A 16,044-nucleotide genomic window follows, 5' to 3' on the forward strand; every position below is an offset into this window, starting at 1 on the left:
CAGACCTGGCCGATTCGCGGACGGCGACGGCCGATTCACGACGAACTCGGGGACGGCGACCGGCGATTCAGGACGGACCTGGCCGATTCGCGAACGGCAACGGTTGATTAGGGACGGACCTGGCCGATTCGCGGACGGCAGTGGTCGAATCGGGGCGGATCGGCCGATTCACCGACCCAGCAGGTTCTCGGTGGGCCGGTCGGCGGCCGACAGGATCTCCGCCACCCGGGCGAGCACCTCCTCGTCGAGCTCCACCGCGAGGCCGCTCAGCCCGTCCGCCACCTCGGACGCGTTGCGGCAGCCGAACAGCGCGATGTCCGAGTACGGCTCCCGCACGGTCAGGGCGAGGGTGAACGCGGCCAGCGAGAGGCCCAGCGACCCGGCCAGCTCCCGCAGCCGCCCGGCGATCGCGACGTTGGCGGCGAAGGCGTCCCCGGCGAAGAACACGTTGCCCGACGTCCCCGAGCGGCCCTCGCGCCGACTGCGGCCGCGCCAGTCCTCCGGCTCGAACTCGTGGTCGGGGAGGAAGTCCTCCGACAGCAGACCGTGCACGTACGAGCCGTAGGTGACGCGCAGCCCGCCGCGCGCCCCGGCGTCCGACAGCTCGGTCAGGTAGCGGTGGTCGAGCAGGCTGAAGCTGTACTCGACCGCGGACGGGATGCCGGTGGCGAGGGCCCGCCGGCTCGCCTCGGCGCCGAAGTTGCAGAAGCCGACGTCGCGGACGAGGCCCTCGTCCTTGAGCCGCTGCAGGTTCTCCATCTGCTGCTCGGGGGTGAGCGCCGGGTCGAACTGGTGCAGCAGGTACACATCGACCTGGTCGGTGCGCAGCCGGGTCAGCGACTCGTCCATGAACCGGCGCAGCGCGTCGTAGGAGGAGTCGCAGACCAGGGTGAGCAGGTTCGTCGGGTCGCTGTAGCGCACGCCTCCCTTGGTGCACAGCCGGACCTCCTCGCGCCGGCCCTCCAGCATCTCGCCGACGATCGCCTCCGACCGGCCCGAGCCGTAGAAGTGCGCGGTGTCGAAGAACCGCACCCCGGCCGTGTACGCGGCGTCGACGGCGCCCCGGGCGGACTCCTCGTCCACCGCGCCGTACCCCTGCGCGATCATCGTGCCGCTTCCGAAGCCGACGCGGCCGATCAGTTCGTTCCCATCAGGCATGACGGTTCCCTCTCCTTCGTCGGCGCGCGGTGCGGCGGCCGTCACTTGTCCTCGGAGCCGGCGCCACCGGCGGATGTGCGTACCACGGCGGTGCCCGTCATCACGACCGCGCCGTGCTGGTCGGTCACGGCGAGCGTGACCGTGGCCGTTCCCGCCGAGCCGTCCACCGACTCGACCTCGGCCCGCGCGGTCAGTGTCGCGCCGGGGAAGACCGGGGTGCGGAACCGTGCCTCGTACCGGAGCGGCGACTCGGGACCGAACCACTCGGTGATCACCCGGCCGGCCATCCCCATCGTGAGCATGCCGTGCGCGAACACCGACGGGTAACCGGCGGCCTCCACCGCGAACCGCTCGTCGGTGTGCACCGGGTTGAAGTCGCCGGACGCGCCCGCGTACTGGACGATCCTGGTCCGGGTGAGGTCCCTGACCAGCGTCAGCTCCCTGGTCTGGCCCACCGCGACGTCCAGCGTGAGGTCCACCGCGCTGTTCGCCGCGCCGTCTGCCGCGCTGTTCGCGGCGGGGGGGACGGCGCTCATTCGCCCGCTCCGACCGGACGGGCGGTCCGCACCGTCACCAGGGTCGAGGTGACGACCGGTTCGCCGTTCTGGTCGCGGTACTCGGTGACCCGCTCGGCGAAGGTGAGCGCACCGCCGCGCCGGCCCTCCTTGGTCCAGGTACGGCCGGGGCGGTCCACCGCGCTCAGCACGTCGCCCTCGCGCACAGGCCGGTGATACTCGAACCGCTGCTCGGCGTGCAGGCCGAGGTCGGCCGACTCGGGGCCGCCGGTCCCCGACGGCGTGCTCCCCGACCCGACCCACGGCTCGCCCGGCTTCGGGCGGACCGCGCTGTCGGGGTCGTAGTGGTCGGCCGCCCAGACGAAGGTCGGCGGGGCGATCGCGGGAGTACCGGTCATCGCGCCGTGGTAGGCGGGGTCGAGGTCGCCTATGGCCCGCGCGAACATCATGATGTGGCCCCCCTCGACCGGGAACCGTTCGACTGCCATGCTTGTCCCTCCTGCTCGGTGATTGTGATCTTTGTCTGCCGCCGTTCACCCCGAAGTTACGGACGCGGTTCGTAACGTCGGGGGTAACGTGCGCCCGGACACGCTGGCCGCCACCGTTTCGCGACGGCGAGACGCCGTCGCCGAGGAGGCACGAGTGTCCGCCGTTGCACGACCGCGGATCGGGCTCAACCTGCCGCTGCGCTTCGCCGCCGGCACCGCCCCCAAGGAGATCGCGACCTGGCTGCGCGAGGCCGACGCCTCGCCGGTCGACGCGCTGTGGACCCTGGACCAGCTCGCGGGCCGGACACCGACGCCGGAGCCGGTCGGCATGCTCGGCTTCGCCGCGGCGCACACCTCACGGGTGCGGCTGGGGGTCGCGGTGCTGGTCGCCCCCGGGCGCAACCCGATCACCGCGGCCAAGGAACTGGCGAGCCTCGACCGGCTCGGCGGTGACGGCCGGTTGGTCGTCGGGGTCGGCAGCGGCGACCGCCGGCTGTTCCCCTCGCTGCGACTGGACGACCGGGGGCCCGGGGCGGTGCTGGACGAGTTCCTCGTCGCGGTGCGCCGGCTCTGGACCGAGGACGAGGTCGACCACGAAGGCCCGATCTGGCCCTTCACCGGGGTCGGGATCAGCCCGCGCCCGGTCGCGCCGCCCCCGCTCTGGGTCGGCGGCGGGTCGGTCCCCGCGCTGCGCCGGGCGGCGCGGCTCGGATCGGGCTGGGTCGCGGCCGGACGGCAGCCCACCGCGCGGTTCGCCGAGCTGGCCGTCCGGCTGGACGAGGTCCTCGCCGAGGAGGGGCGGGCCAGGGAGACCCTGGCCGTGGCCAAGCGGGTGTACCTGCTCGTCGAACCGCGGCGCTCCCGGGCCGAGCGGACGGTCGACGCCTGGTTCTCCGCCTTCTACGGAAGCCCCGAGCACGGCAGGGAGGCCACCGTCTACGGGGACGTCGAGTCCTGTGCCGAGCAACTGGCCGAACTGGGCGGGCTGGGTGTCACCGACCTGATCCTGCACCCGCTCGACGAGTCGGACCGGCACGGGGCCGCCGTACTCGGCGAGTTGCTGCCCGCCCTCGCGACGGCCCCGGCCCCGAGGGGCTGAGTGGCTTCGCGCTCGGGCGACCTCGGCCACCCGAGCGGTCCTAGCGCTGCTTCGCCGTTCGGGCGAAGTCCCAGCTCGACCAGTGCTCGGGGCGGACCACGATGCCGACCCGCAGGCCCGACAGCGCCATCTTCCGGTAGTCGGGCCTGCCGGGCTCGGGGTAGTTGCGCGAGATGATCGCCTCGCCGATGCGCAGCATGGACTCGTCGTCCTCGACGAGGTCCACCCGGCCCGACACGGTCAGGCCCTTCAGCTCGGAGTAGTCGTCGCCGGACTCCACCAGGCAGGTGATCCGGGGGTCGTTCCGCAGGTTGCGCGCCTTCACCGAGCTCCGCTGGGTCCACATCACGATGTCATGGTCGATCAGGCCGAACCACATCGTGGCCAGGTGCGGCGAGCCGTCGGGGTTCAGCGTGGCCAGGTGCAGGCTCTTGCGCGTCAGCAGGTAGTCGTACAGTTCGTCCGCCTCGATCGGCAGCGGTCCCTTGCCCATGCCGGGCTCCTTTCTCCCGCCCTCACTACACCGGGTCGAGAGCACCCGGTCGCACCCGCGCACGGCGTAACGCGGCGGGTAATGGGGGGTCGCGTTACGTGGCGCCGAGTACCGGAACCAGCCGAGTACCGGAACCATCCGAACGGGGGTCCTGCCACGTGATCGTGTCGGCAGACGACGGCATCCAGCTCAACCTCTCCGGCGGCCCCGAGGTCGACGCCGAGATCGTCCACTTCCGGAGCGACGGCCTGCGGTTGCGCGGCGTCCTGGTGACGCCGAGGGAGCGGGCCGGGGCGGTACCGGCCCTCGTCGCGAGCCACGGCTGGAGCGGCGCGGTGAACTTCCGCGTGCTGCCGCTCGCCGGGCGGCTCGCCCAGCGCGGGTACGCCGTCCTCGCCATCGACCACCGCGGTTTCGGCGACAGCGAGGGTGTCCGGCTGCGCTGCGACCCGGCCGAGCAGGTACGCGACGTCTCCGCCGCCGCGACCTACCTGGCCGGACGGCCGGAGATCGACGGCTCGGCGCTGGGCGTGATGGGCGCCAGCTTCGGCGGGGCGATCGCGGTCGCCGCCGCGGCCGCCGACGAGCGGCTGAAGGCGTGCCTCTCGCTGGTCCCGCTCGCCGACGGGCGGCGCTGGCTGGAGGAACTGCACGGGGCGGACCTGCCCGCGCTGCTGGCGCGGCTGGATCGCGACGACGCGGAGCGGGCGCGCAACGGGTCCGGAGGGGACGGCGCGAAAGGTGCGCGTACCGGGTCCGGAGGGGACGGCGCGGAGGGTGCGCGTACCGGGCCCGGGGAGGGCGGCGCGGAGGGTGCGCGTACCGGGGTGGGGGAGCGGGTGCCGCTGTCGGTGTTGATGCCGCTGCCGCCGAGCCCGGCCCTCGACGCCGAGGCCGCGTTCATCCAGTCGGTCTACCCCGAGGGATACCCGCTGGAGAACGTCCGGCTGGCGCTGGACTTCTCGCCGGAGAGCCTCGCGCCCGCCATCGCGCCGCGCGCGCTGTGCCTGATCACTCCGGTCGACGACACGGTGATCTCCGCCGACCACTCCCGGGCCGTGTACGCACGGGCCGGGGAGCCGAAGGAGCTGCACCTGCCGCCGGAGGGCGGCCACGGCGGGCCGATGGGACCGCTGACGGACACCACAGCCGAGATCGCCGGGGCCTTCCTGGACAAGCACCTGCGCCCGTCGGGCGGTGCGTCGTGACCGGCCCCATGGCAGGCTCCGTGACCGGCCCCATGGCAGGCTTCGTGACCGGTCCCATGGCAGGCTCCGCGACCGGCCCTGTGACCGGCACCGCGACCGGCCCAGCGACCGGCCCTGTGACCGGCGCCGTGAGCGGGCGGCTGGACGGTCGTACGGCCGTGGTCACCGGCGGCGGCTCGGGCATCGGACGCGCCACGGTCGAGCGCTTCTTCGCCGAGGGCGCCTCGGTGGTGCTCGCCGACCTCGCCGAGTCGGCCGCCGCCGTCGCCGCCGAGATCGACCCCTCGGGAGAGCGGGTGGTGTTCCAGCGCACCGACGTCGGCAGCGCCGAGCAGGTGGAGGCCGCCTTCACGGCGGCCGTGGACCGTTTCGGCCGGTGCGACATCGCGGTGAACAACGCCGGCGTCATCGCCGGCGGTCCGATCGACGCCGACGGCGCGGACGAGGACTTCGAGCGCCTGTGGCGGATCTGCGTGGCCGGGGTCTGGTACGGCTGCCGCGCGGCTCTCGCGACCATGCGGCCGCGCGGCGGTGGCGTCATCCTGAACACGGCCTCGGCGGCGGCGCTGTGGCCCACCCCCGGTGCCCCGGCGTACGGGCTGGCCAAGGCGGCCGTGGTGCACCTGACCCGTTCGCTCGCCCTCGCGTACGGCCCCGACGGGGTGCGGGTCAACGCGGTCGTGCCGGGTCCGGCGAAGACCGCGATCTTCGCGGCGGCGGGCGCGGCGGACGACGGCCTGGAGGCGAGGTACGCGGCCAGGACGGCGCTCGGCCGGATGATCGATCCGCAGGAGGTCGCGGCGGCCTTCGCCTACCTGGCCTCGGACGACGCCCGCTCGGTCACCGGCACCGCGCTCCAGGTCGACGCCGGATACCGCCCGAGCGCCACGTGAGGCACCCTCTCCCCGCACTTCCTCAATCCCTTGAAAGTCAGGAGTAATCACGATGACCTATCTGGTCACCGGCGCGACCGGGTTCATCGGCTCGTACGTCGTCGACCGGCTGCTGCGCGACGGCCACCGGGTCGTCGCGCTCGACCGGCGGCCCGAGTGGGCGGCCGAGCCGTCCGGCGCCCCGGACGCGCTCACCTTCGTCGAGGGGGACGTCACCGACTTCGCGCTCGTCGCCGACCTGGTCAGCACGCACCGGGCGGACCGGATCATCCACCTCGCCGCCGAGTTGCACGACCGGTCGGCGGCGCAGCGCGGGCAGTGCATCCAGTCGAACATCGTCGGCACCTACAACGTGCTGGAGGCGGCCAGGCTGCTCGGCGTGGAGCGCACGGTGCTGGCGAGCAGCGCCGCCCTGTTCGACCCGGCCGAGTACGGCGCGGGGGAGCCGATCACCGAGGACGCCAGGATCCACGCCGGCGACGTGTACGAGGGCAGCAAGGTCTTCGGCGAGACGATGGGCGAGTACTACCGGAGCTCGCTGGGCGTGATGAACACCTCGATCAGGATCGGCCTGGCCTACGGCGCCGCCTGCCTGATCGGCACCGCCCGCCGACTGATCGACGAGCTGGTCACCAAGCCGCTGGCCGGTGAGACGGGTCGGCCCGCGTTCCACTCCGGGTCGATGATGAACATGGTGTACATCCACGACACGGCCGACGCGTTCGTCCGGGCGAGCCAGGGGCCCGAGCCTCTGCACAACGCCTACCACGTGCGCGGCGACTACCGCAGCGTCGGGGAGATGGCGGAGATCGCGCGCGGGTTGATCCCCGGCGCCAGGATCGAGCCCGCCGACGCCGACCACCGCTGGCCGATGAACTTCGACGACACGTACTTCCGGCGGGACTACGGCTACGAGACGCGCTGGCCGCTGGAGGAGGCCCTCGCCGAGATCGTGGCGGAGAAGCGCGCCCTCCTCGCCCCGGCCGGCTGACCGGCCGTGACCACGGCGCCCCGGCTGACCGGCCGGGGCGCCTTCCGGCATGACGGGCGACCGCGGGTCGCGAACGGCGCACCCGTGACCGGTCGGGGCGTTTCCGCACGCGTGACGTCGACAGCAGCGTCGTCGACGGAGTACTCGTGACCGGCCGGGCGCCTCGGCGCGATGAGCCGGATGAGCCGGATGAGCCGGATGAGCCGGATGGATCACCGCAACGCCGACGGCGCCCCCGCGACTCGCGGGGGCGCCGTCGGCGTGCGTGGGTCAGGCGGTGCTCGCCTGCCGTGGCAGCGAGGCGAGCGGCTCCGGGCTCTCCAGCGCGGTCACGTCGCCCGGGTCGGCCCCGATGTAGACCGCCCGCGCCACCCGCCGCATCACCTTCCCGTTGCGCGTCTTCGGCAGCGCGTGCACCGCGTGCACCGCCTTGGGCCGGGTCGCCTTGCCCTCCCTCGCCACCACCGACGCCTCCAGCCTGGGCAGGACCAGGGCCGGGTCGGCGCCTTCCGCGAGTACGACGAAGCAGACCAGCGCCTCGCCCTTCAGCTCGTCGGGGACGCCGACCGCCGCCGCCTCGACCACCTCGGGGTCGTCGACGAGCAGCGACTCGATCTCGGCGGGGCCGACCCGCTTGCCCGCCAGCATGATGGTGTCGTCGGAGCGGCCCAGCAGGAACCAGTGCCCGTCGGCGTCGACATAGGCGAAGTCGCCCTGCTGCCAGGTGCCCGGGTAGCGGCTCCAGTACGTCCGCAGATACCGCTCGGGGCCGTCCCACAAGCCCTTGGTGATGCCCGGCCACGGGCCACGCACGACCAGTTCGCCCACCTCGCCCCGGACCGAGCGCCCGTCGGGGTCGAACACGTCGGCCGCCATGCCCAGGGTGGGGCCGGAGAACCCGGCGGGTTTGATCGGCCGGTGCACCGAGCCGCTCACGATGGACGCGCCGCACTCGGTGCCGCCGCTCATGTTGACGATCGGTGTCCGCCCCTTGCCCACGTGGCGGAAGCACCACCACCACGGCTCCAGGTTCCACGGCTCGCCGGTGCTGCAGATCGCCCGCAGGTCGGGCAGGTCGTGCGCGTCCGGCCACCGGTCGCCCAGGCCGGCCAGGATCCTGACCAGGGTGGGGGAGACGCCCAGCACCGTCACCCGGTGCCGCTCGACCAGCGACCAGAGCCGGTCGGGCGTGGGGTGGTCGGCGGTGCCCTCGTACAGCACGGCGGTGGCGCCGTTGGTGAGGGCGGCGGTGATCGTGTAGACGCCCATCACCCAGCCCATGTCGGTGAGCCACAGCAGCCGGTCGCCCCTGTCCATGCCGTACCCGTGTCTCGCCTCCTGCGCGAACTTGAACGGCAGGCCGGAGTGGGTGTGCAGGCAGCCCTTGGGCCGGCCGGTGCTGCCCGAGGAGTACAGCAGGATGCAGGGGGTCTCGGCGTCCAGGACCGGGGTCTCCGCGACGGGCTCGGCCGCGGCGAGCGCCTCGTCCCACCATTCGTCGCGGCCCGCGGTCATCGGGGCGTCCCGGCCCAGCCGGCGCACCACCAGCACGGTACGCAGCTCCGACAGGCCCTCGGCGGCCTCGTCGAAGGTCTCCTTCATCGGGACGAGCCTGCCTCGGCGCTCGAAGCCGTCCGCGGTGACCATCAGCTTGGCGCCGGAGTCCAGCAGTCGTTCGCGCACCGGGGTGGGGCCGAAGCCGCTGAAGAACGGTGCCACGACGGCGCCGATCTTGGCGGCGGCGAGCACGACCACCACGGCCTCGGGCACCATCGGCAGGTACAGCGCGACCACGTCGCCCACGCCGACGCCGCGCGCGGTGAACGCGCCCGCGGCCCGGTCGATGCGCTCCTTCAGTTCGCGGTAGGTGACGGTGCGGACCGAGCCGTCGTCGCCCTCCCAGACGATCGCCTCGTCGTCGCCGCGGTTCTCCTCGACCCACCGGTCCACCGCGTAGTCGGCCCAGTTGAGCCCGCCGCCCTTGAAGAAGTGCGGGAACTGCGGGCCGTCCGACAGGTCGAGCACCGTGTCGTACGGTCGCCGCCAGCGCAGCACGTCGTCGGCGGCGGCGCCCCAGAACCACTCGGGGTCGGCGGCGGCGCGGGCCGCCACCTCCTCGAAGGTGGCGATTCCGTGCCTGGCCGCCATCCGTCCCAGCGGGGTGGCGGGGAAGTCGGCGGGGTCGGGCTCCCAGGCGACCGGGAGCCGGTCGAGTTCGTCGATGTTCATTTGATCGCCATCGGGTTGAGCGGCGAGCCGACCGCCTTGGTGAACGGGAGCGGCCCCGCGGCGAACATGAACTCGTACACGCCGTCGTCCGCGCAGTCCTCGGCGAGCTTCTCCAGGTCGAAGATCTCGCCGATCAGCAGTCCCGCGTTGACCAGCAGCACGATGTGCACCGGCTGGAAGATCTCCTCCAGTTCGTTCGGCCGCACCTCCATGCCCCAGGTGTCGGTCGCGACCCCGGCGATCTCGTTCCCGCAGATCCAGTGCGCCGAGTCCAGGGTGAGGCCGGGGGCGTCGCCCGCGGCGTATCCGCCCCAGGCGCCCTGTTCGCGGCACATCGCCATGTGGCCGGTCCTGACCAGCACGAAGTCACCGCGACCGACGGCGACCCCCTGGGACTCGGCGCACGCGGCCAGTTCGGCGCTGTCGATCCCCTGCCCCGGCTCCAGCCAGGGCACGCCGCGGTGGCGGGGGATGTCCAGCAGCACGCCGCGCCCGACGACCTTCTCGGTCATCAGGTGGATCGCGTTCTTCTCCGCCCCGGTGCTGGAGACGTGCTCCTGCCCGTAGCCGTTGTACATCTTGCCGTCGTAGAACACGTGCGACAGCGCGTCCCACTGGGTGCCCGACTGCAGGGGCATGTAGATCGCGTCGTCGGCGTACCTCAGCCGGGCCATGTGGTCCTGTGCGCCGATGGCCGCGTCGCCGCCGTCCTGCAGCATGAAGTGCAGCGGGTTGACCCGTCCGCCCCAGCCGTTCTGGGGGCCGTTGCCGTCGTAGGGCAGCGCACAGGAGATGATCTTGCCTTGCCGGACCAGTCCCGCCGCGGCGACGACCATCTCCGGCTCGATGTGGTTGAGTGTGCCGAGCTGGTCGTCCGGGCCCCACCTGCCCCAGTTCCGGTACCGGTCGCACAGCGCGTGCACGTCGTCGAGCGTCACCTTGCGTGCGGACCCGCCGCCGGTGTCAGTGCTCATCCCGATGTCTCCTCATTCTCACGAAACCCTCACGAAACCCTCGTGAACCCGTGGACGGCGGCGGGTCAGTCCTGCGCGGGCAGGGTGCCGAAGCGCCGGCCGAACCAGTCGGCGATCAGCTGGCGGGCCGGGTCGGGCTCGTCGGTCTGGCAGTGCTCGGCGCCGCCCTCGGCGACGGTGAAGATCCGCAGCGTCTTGTCCGTGGAACCGGCCGCCGCGTAGGCCTTGTGCGCGTCCTCGACCGCGACCTGGCGGTCGTTCTCGCCGTGCACGATGAGCAGCGGTTGGGTGATCTTGGGGAGTACGTCCACCAGCGTCCACTGCCTGACGCGTTCCAGGCCGGCCTCCATGGTGTCGGTACCCATCACCCAGGGCAGCTGGAACCACGGCACGGACACGGTCTTGGACCGGGTCGCCCAGCGCTTCTCCCAGGTGGCGCCCCAGTCCCAGATGCCGCCCCAGGCGGCGCACGCCTTGATCCTGGGCTCGAACGCGGTCGACCGCGGCGCGTAGTAGCCGCCGAGGCTGATCCCCATCACGCCGATCCGGCTCGCGTCCACGTCGGAGCGGGTCTCCAGGTAGTCGATCACGGCAGCGGTCGGCACCTCGTAGTCGGGGCGCGAGGGTACGTCGCGCAGCCGCAGCGGCTCGCCCACGCCGGGGCTGTCCATCACCAGGCAGCTGATGCCCCGGGGGACGAACTCCTCCTCGATGAAGCCGTAGAGGAACTCCTTGGTGACGTCGAAGCCGCCGTAGAAGATCACGACCGGGGCGGGTTCGGCGGTCCTGGCCGGGATGAGGTAGCCGGGCAGTACGCCGTCGGGCGAGTCCACCTCGATCCGCTCCACGTTCAGCGGCACCAGCTCGATCGCCTTCTCGAAGGCGTCCAGCGATGCCTGGTAGCTCGCGCTCTTCTCGGGGCCCGGGGGGATCTGCCGCTCGCCGCTGGCGTGGTAGACCGAGGCGCGCAGGTAGCGGAGGCCGGCGCTGCGGCGCAGCCCGGCGGAGAGGTCCTCCGCGGCCTGCGTCTCCTGCTGCTCGGCCATCCCCGCCCACGCCTTGCCCCAGGCCTCGTTGTCGGGCTCGCCCTCGCGCAGCGGCGACAGCCACCGGTTCATCTCGCCGAGCGAGCCGCCCGCCATCAGGGCGAGGTTGAAGGCCGAGGACCACATGTAGTTGTCCGGGAAGTAGTAGAACACCGAAGGGCTCCGTTCGCGTACGGGAAGGGTGGCGCTACGGTCACCTCACCCCACCCGGCGTTACCACCGCCGTTATGGGCCCGGGGCCGGATCGGGGGTCGTCACGGGGGTGGCCCGGGTGATGGCCGAGGTGACGCCCTGCGGCGCAGCATCGACAGGCGGGGACCGCGGCATCGACAGGCGGAGACCGCTGGAAGCCGGCGGCGATCCTCACTATCTGTTACTTAGATCGCAGTGATCAATAAAGCCCACAATGTGTCGAAAAGGGTATTAAAAACGGCAACACTCTTGACATAAGTATTGCCATAGCACTTGATTGAAGTGCGGCTTCACTCGACGGGGGTTTCGGTGAAGTTGCCGCGAAGCTACGTTCTGGTGAACTGAGGCTGGCATGATCTTGAGTCACAAGGTCCAACCCCCTGGACTGCCGCGTGGGACGATCACCAGGGACCGGCTGGACGAACAGTTCGCCGCCTTCCTGGTGTCTCACGAGACGATTGTGATCTTCGCTGCGGCCGGCTCGGGCAAGACCGTGCAGACCCGGATGTTCGCCACGCGACTCGGCTGGCCGCTGGCCTGGCTCACCCTCGACGCCGGCGACCGCAGCCCGTCCCGGCTGATGGTCTACCTGGCCGAGGCGCTGTCCGGCCTGAATCCCGAGGCACCCAGGACGGTGGAGTCCGCCCTGGCGGAGGGCTTCCCGACGACCGAGGTGGCCGCGATGCTCGCCGAGAGCGTCGCCGACACCTCCCTGCTGCTCGTCCTGGACGACTGCGAGTGGCTGGTGGACGCGGACGAGGCGCTCGCCGTGCTCGGCATCTTCCTCGACTACCTGCCGCCGGGTGTCCGTACGGTCATCCTGAGCCGCGAGGACCTGAGCGGCCCGATCGGCCGGATGATGATGCAGGGCAGGATCGCCAGGATGAGCGGCGAGGACCTCGCCCTCGACATGGAGGAGGCCCGCACGCTGCTCGCCGCGCACGGTCAGGACGGGCGGGACCCGGCGCCGCTGATGGAGGCCACCAAGGGCTGGATCGCCGCCGTCGCCTTCGACATCGTCCCCGGCCTCAAGTCCGAGAACGGGCCCGACGCGCTGGCCGGCTTCGTCTCCAGGGAGATCCTGGCCCGCCTCCCGCAGGAGGAGCAGGACTTCCTGCTCCGCACCTCGATCCCGGCCATCGTCACCGCGCGGGCCGCGGTCGCCCTCTGCGGCGAGGACGGCTACCGGCTGTGGCAGTCACTCGGCTCGCGGCACCTGCCGGCGACCAAGGCCGACCGCGCGCTCGTCTACCACCCCCGGTTCCGCCAGTACCTGCGCGAGCAGCTGCAGGCGCGGCTGCCCGGCGAGCTGCCCGGCCTGCAGAGCCGCTACGCCCGGCTCCTGGAGGAGACCGGGATGCACGAGGACGCGGTCGAGACCTACCTGGAGGCCGGGGAGGTGGAGAAGGCCGCGGACGTGGCCGAGAACGCCGTCGCCGCGCTGTCCGCCCGCGCCGACTGGCGGGTCCTGCTGCGCTGGCTGGAGACGTTCGGCATCCAGGTGGTCGAGTCCCGGCCGGTCCTGCTCGGCGCCCTGCTGCGCGCGCTGTACGGGGTGCGGCGCATCCCCGAGGCGCAGGCGCTGATCGGCAGACTGCACCAGGAGGGCATGCTCGGCGACGTGGCCAAGTCCGACCCCGGCGCGGTCGCGTTCGTCGGATACGCCATGCAGTGGCGCCCGGCCCAGGCGCTTGAGCTGATCCGCAACTACGAGGGCGACTTCAGGGCCGAGGCGGTCCGTTACGAACTGGAGGCGGTGGCGGGCCGCGAGCCGGTCGCCTCCCCGCCCGGCAGGGACTGGGTGGACAGCGAGCGCGTGTACTCCTGGGGGCTGCTGGTGCAGGGGCGGCTGGACCAGCTGCTGCGGATGCTGCCCGAGGAGGGCGACTGGCCGCCGCGCTCGTTCTTCCGCACCCCGCACCCGCTGCTCGCCCTGGTCTGGCGCGGCGAACTGGCGCTCGCCCGCGAGCTGCTGGACGAGGTTCCCGAGACGATCAAGTTCGGCGCGCACACCGACCTGTGGTTCTTCCACGAGGCGTGGCTGCTGTGGGCCGAGGGGCAGACGGAGAAGGCGCTGTGGGCCGCCGAGTCGGCGGTCGAGCACAGCCGCAGGACCCGGTTCGGCTGGGAGCCCTGCTTCGAGGTCGTGGTCGGCGTCCTGCAGCTCACCCTGGGCAGGGTGGACGACGCCCGGATGACCCTGGCCGACGCGATCAGCCGCTCGGCCGCGAGCGGCAACCGCTGCTACGCCGAGTGGGGCCAGACCTTCCAGGGCCTGGCCTACCTGCGGATCGACCGGCCGGAGGACGCCGCGCGGGTGCTGCGCAGCGCGACCGAGGCGATGCGGGCGGCGGGCCGCACCCTGATGCTGCCCTTCGCCGCCACCTACCTGGCCGAGGCCGAGGCCAGACTGGGCAACGCCGAGGCGGCGTCGGCCTCGGTCGAGCTCGCCTACGAGACCGCGAACGCGATCGGCTGCCTGTTCGTCCTGAAGAACGCGCTGAACGACGTGCCGGGGGTGCTGCGCCGCCAGATCGAGAACGACGCCGGCGGCACCCGCTGGCGTCAGCTGGTCGGCCACCAGCCGCCGGAGGCGCGCAAGCGCCAGCCGGTCGCGGCCTCCGAGCGGGTGATCGTCGTCGACGTGCACACGCACGGCCCGGTGCTCGACCTGATCGTGGACGGCGTGCCCCGCTGCTCGCGCCGGACCAAGGTGCTGGAGCTGGCCGCCTACCTCACGCTGCACCCCGAGGGCGTGGAGCGGCACCGGTTGCAGGAACGGCTCTTCCCCGACGCCGACCCGCGCCGAGGCGGCAACTACTTCCGCCAGGTGGTGCACAAGCTGCGCCAGGCGACCGGGGTGAACCTCGCCAGGACCTCGCAGAGCCACGTCCGCTGGGCCGACGGCCTGTACGTGGACAGCACCGACCTGCGCTTCGAACGGATGATCAAGGACGCGTACGGGCTGCGCGGCGCGGAGCGGCTGGAGCGGATCGAGTCGACGCTGGAACTGGTCGAGGGGCCCTACCTGCCGGAGAGCGAGCTGGAGTGGGCCGAGGAACGCCGGCACGAGCTGGAGGTGATGATCGTCAACGCGGCGGTCGACGCCGCCGAGGTGGCGCTGTCGCTCGGCTACCTGGAGCGTGCCAGGCGGGCGGCCTCGTTCGCGATCAACCGGGACCCGTTCTGCGAGTCCGCCTACTGCGTACGGATGCAGGTGGAGGGGGCGCTGGGCGCGCCGCACGCGGTGCTGGCCGAGTTCCAGCGGCTCACCAAGGCCCTGGCCGAGCTCGGAGTGGGGCCGACGCCGACGACCCGGCAGCTCGTCAGCGAGCTGCGCGGGAGCTGACCCCGCGGCCTTCCGAGCCCGTCGCCCGGGCCGTGGACGCGGGCCGGGGAAGCGGTCCGGCGGCGGTCGTCACGACCGCCGCCGGATCCGGACGCGCCCGTCGGACCTCGACGGGCCGGGAGCCCGTCGGGCATGGAGAGCCGTCGAGAGCCGTCGAGGGCCGGAGACCGTCAGGCATTGACGGAGCGAGGAGCGCCGTCAGGGCCTGACGAACAGGGGCACCGTCAGGGCCTGACGGCCCGGGGCACCACCGTCAGGCCTTGACGAGCCTCGGCAGCGAGAGGCCGAACAGGTCGATCGCGTTGTCGTGGGTGATCGCGGAGACCACCGACTCGTCGATGCCCTGGAAGTCGTGCGCGACCTGCTCCTGCGAGTAGGGGAAGTTGCCCTCGGTGTGCGGATAGTCCCCGGCCCACATCAGCCGCTTCTCGTCCAGCATGGGCAGGGTGAGGATGCCCGGACGGTCGTCCTCGAAGGTGGCCCAGAAGTTGCGGTTGAAGTAGTCGCTGGGCTTCATCGCCAGCTCGGGGATCGTCCAGCGGTGGTGGTCGTTGAACAGGTGGTCCATGGTGTTGAGCTGGAAGGCGATCCAGCCGATGCCGCCCTCGACCAGGATGAACCGCAGGTTCGGGTGGCGTTCGGGGACCGCGCCGTAGACCAGCTGCATGAACACCCAGCCCAGGCTGATCTTGTTGCCGACGGCGGTGGTCCAGAACACGCCGGGGGTGGTCTTGTCGTTGAACATGGCCACCTGACCGGCGGCCTGGTGGAACCCGACGGGCAGCCCGATCTCCTCCAGGACCGACCACAGCGGCTCCCAGTGGTCGTCGCCCCAGGCCATGCCGGGGACCGCCTGCGGGAGCAGGAAGGTCTTGGCGCCGCGCTCGGCCCAGCGCCTGGCCTCCTCGATCGCGGGCTCGACGGAGCCGGGGCCGACGGGGAGCGCGACCGCGCCGATCAGCCGGTCGGGGTCGTGCGAGCAGAACTCCTCGAACAGCCAGTCGTTGTACGCGCGCACGCACGCGACCTTGAGCTCGAAGTCGGGGATGCTGTGCACGATCAGCCAGCCCGGGTAGACGATCTCGGCGAGGATGCCCTGACTGTCCTGGTCCTCCAGCCGGGCGACCGGGTCGTACGCGCCGGGCCGCTGGTCCTCGAAGCGGTAGCCGGTGGGCTTGGTGATCACACTGTTGATCTTTGTGTTGATCATGGCGCCCTCGGTGCCGACCGGCTTGGGCGACATCCCGGTGTTGGGCACGATGAAGAAGTCGCCCTTGTCGGTGGACTGGACCTGGGGTGCCTGGTGCTGGAAGCGCTGCGGCAGCCGCTTGAGCCAGAGGTCCTTCGGCTCCACGACGTGGGAGTCGACCGAGATGAGCGGGCGGGGCTTACCAGTGGTCATCGAAATC

Annotated in this window: 13 protein-coding genes; 5 read left to right on the top strand and 8 right to left on the bottom strand. The window is 72.1% G+C overall.

The features are described from left to right. Positions 1-168 precede the first annotated feature (168 nt). Genes AB0B90_RS20900 through AB0B90_RS20910 form a run of 3 tightly spaced genes read right to left on the bottom strand, consistent with a single transcriptional unit; the run spans position 169 to position 2,161 of the window. On the bottom strand, positions 169-1,158 hold the full coding sequence (locus AB0B90_RS20900; RefSeq protein WP_362924134.1) for an aldo/keto reductase: 990 nt from the start codon (positions 1,156-1,158) through the stop codon (positions 169-171). A gap of 41 nt (positions 1,159-1,199) precedes the next feature. Further along, positions 1,200-1,694 (bottom strand): MaoC/PaaZ C-terminal domain-containing protein, encoded by a 495-nt coding sequence (locus tag AB0B90_RS20905; protein ID WP_362924136.1) that lies wholly within the window; start codon positions 1,692-1,694, stop codon positions 1,200-1,202. Beyond that, complete coding sequence (locus AB0B90_RS20910; RefSeq protein WP_350942942.1) at positions 1,691-2,161, bottom strand: MaoC family dehydratase N-terminal domain-containing protein; 471 nt, start codon at positions 2,159-2,161, stop codon at positions 1,691-1,693. Before AB0B90_RS20910 ends, AB0B90_RS20905 begins: the two co-directional genes overlap by 4 nt. A gap of 154 nt (positions 2,162-2,315) precedes the next feature. On the opposite strand from AB0B90_RS20910, the gene AB0B90_RS20915 reads away from it, so the two are divergent. Next, positions 2,316-3,260, top strand: coding sequence for an LLM class flavin-dependent oxidoreductase (locus AB0B90_RS20915; protein ID WP_362924138.1), 945 nt, complete (start codon positions 2,316-2,318; stop codon positions 3,258-3,260). A gap of 40 nt (positions 3,261-3,300) precedes the next feature. Here the strand turns inward: AB0B90_RS20915 and AB0B90_RS20920 are convergent, their stop codons facing one another. Beyond that, positions 3,301-3,753, bottom strand: a complete 453-nt coding sequence (locus AB0B90_RS20920; protein WP_350942945.1) for a PPOX class F420-dependent oxidoreductase — start codon at positions 3,751-3,753, stop codon at positions 3,301-3,303. Between the two features lie 164 nt (positions 3,754-3,917). On the opposite strand from AB0B90_RS20920, the gene AB0B90_RS20925 reads away from it, so the two are divergent. Genes AB0B90_RS20925 through AB0B90_RS20935 form a run of 3 tightly spaced genes read left to right on the top strand, consistent with a single transcriptional unit; the run spans position 3,918 to position 6,845 of the window. Next, a complete protein-coding gene (locus AB0B90_RS20925; protein ID WP_350942947.1) occupies positions 3,918-4,961 on the top strand; it encodes an alpha/beta fold hydrolase in 1,044 nt (347 codons plus the stop codon). 20 nt (positions 4,962-4,981) lie between these two features. Then, on the top strand, positions 4,982-5,854 hold the full coding sequence (locus AB0B90_RS20930; protein ID WP_362924141.1) for an SDR family oxidoreductase: 873 nt from the start codon (positions 4,982-4,984) through the stop codon (positions 5,852-5,854). Between the two features lie 52 nt (positions 5,855-5,906). Continuing rightward, positions 5,907-6,845 carry an NAD(P)-dependent oxidoreductase gene (locus tag AB0B90_RS20935; RefSeq protein WP_350942950.1) on the top strand — a complete coding sequence of 313 codons (939 nt, stop codon included), beginning with the start codon at positions 5,907-5,909 and terminating at the stop codon, positions 6,843-6,845. 270 nt (positions 6,846-7,115) lie between these two features. Here AB0B90_RS20935 and AB0B90_RS20940 read toward each other — a convergent pair whose 3' ends face one another. The 3 genes from AB0B90_RS20940 to AB0B90_RS20950 form a co-directional block, all read right to left on the bottom strand. Beyond that, a complete protein-coding gene (locus tag AB0B90_RS20940) occupies positions 7,116-9,074 on the bottom strand; it encodes an AMP-binding protein (RefSeq protein ID WP_350942952.1) in 1,959 nt (652 codons plus the stop codon). Continuing rightward, positions 9,071-10,048 carry a cyclase family protein gene (locus AB0B90_RS20945; RefSeq protein ID WP_350942954.1) on the bottom strand — a complete coding sequence of 326 codons (978 nt, stop codon included), beginning with the start codon at positions 10,046-10,048 and terminating at the stop codon, positions 9,071-9,073. Before AB0B90_RS20945 ends, AB0B90_RS20940 begins: the two co-directional genes overlap by 4 nt. 65 nt (positions 10,049-10,113) lie before the next feature. Continuing rightward, positions 10,114-11,247 (bottom strand): alpha/beta fold hydrolase, encoded by a 1,134-nt coding sequence (locus AB0B90_RS20950; protein ID WP_350942956.1) that lies wholly within the window; start codon positions 11,245-11,247, stop codon positions 10,114-10,116. Between the two features lie 391 nt (positions 11,248-11,638). Here AB0B90_RS20950 and AB0B90_RS20955 point away from each other — a divergent pair, with 391 nt between their 5' ends. Continuing rightward, the gene (locus AB0B90_RS20955) at positions 11,639-14,635 is read left to right on the top strand and encodes a BTAD domain-containing putative transcriptional regulator (protein WP_362924144.1); all 2,997 of its coding nucleotides are present in this window, start codon (positions 11,639-11,641) and stop codon (positions 14,633-14,635) included. Between the two features lie 253 nt (positions 14,636-14,888). On the opposite strand, the gene AB0B90_RS20960 is transcribed toward AB0B90_RS20955, so the two are convergent. Then, entirely contained in the window at positions 14,889-16,037 is a 1,149-nt protein-coding gene (locus AB0B90_RS20960) for an amidohydrolase family protein (protein ID WP_362924146.1), read from the bottom strand. Positions 16,038-16,044: the final 7 nt, after the last annotated feature.

Source organism: Streptosporangium sp. NPDC049078 (assembly GCF_040648855.1).
Classification (GTDB): Bacteria; Actinomycetota; Actinomycetes; order Streptosporangiales; family Streptosporangiaceae; genus Streptosporangium.

Coding starts and splice junctions, on each gene's coding strand:
- AB0B90_RS20900 (WP_362924134.1), bottom strand. CDS start 1,158: ATGCCTGATGGGAACGAACTGATCGGCCGCGTCGGCTTCGGAAGCGGC.
- AB0B90_RS20905 (WP_362924136.1), bottom strand. CDS start 1,694: ATGAGCGCCGTCCCCCCCGCCGCGAACAGCGCGGCAGACGGCGCGGCG.
- AB0B90_RS20910 (WP_350942942.1), bottom strand. CDS start 2,161: ATGGCAGTCGAACGGTTCCCGGTCGAGGGGGGCCACATCATGATGTTC.
- AB0B90_RS20920 (WP_350942945.1), bottom strand. CDS start 3,753: ATGGGCAAGGGACCGCTGCCGATCGAGGCGGACGAACTGTACGACTAC.
- AB0B90_RS20935 (WP_350942950.1), top strand. CDS start 5,907: ATGACCTATCTGGTCACCGGCGCGACCGGGTTCATCGGCTCGTACGTC.
- AB0B90_RS20940 (WP_350942952.1), bottom strand. CDS start 9,074: ATGAACATCGACGAACTCGACCGGCTCCCGGTCGCCTGGGAGCCCGAC.
- AB0B90_RS20945 (WP_350942954.1), bottom strand. CDS start 10,048: ATGAGCACTGACACCGGCGGCGGGTCCGCACGCAAGGTGACGCTCGAC.
- AB0B90_RS20955 (WP_362924144.1), top strand. CDS start 11,639: ATGATCTTGAGTCACAAGGTCCAACCCCCTGGACTGCCGCGTGGGACG.
- AB0B90_RS20960 (WP_362924146.1), bottom strand. CDS start 16,037: ATGACCACTGGTAAGCCCCGCCCGCTCATCTCGGTCGACTCCCACGTC.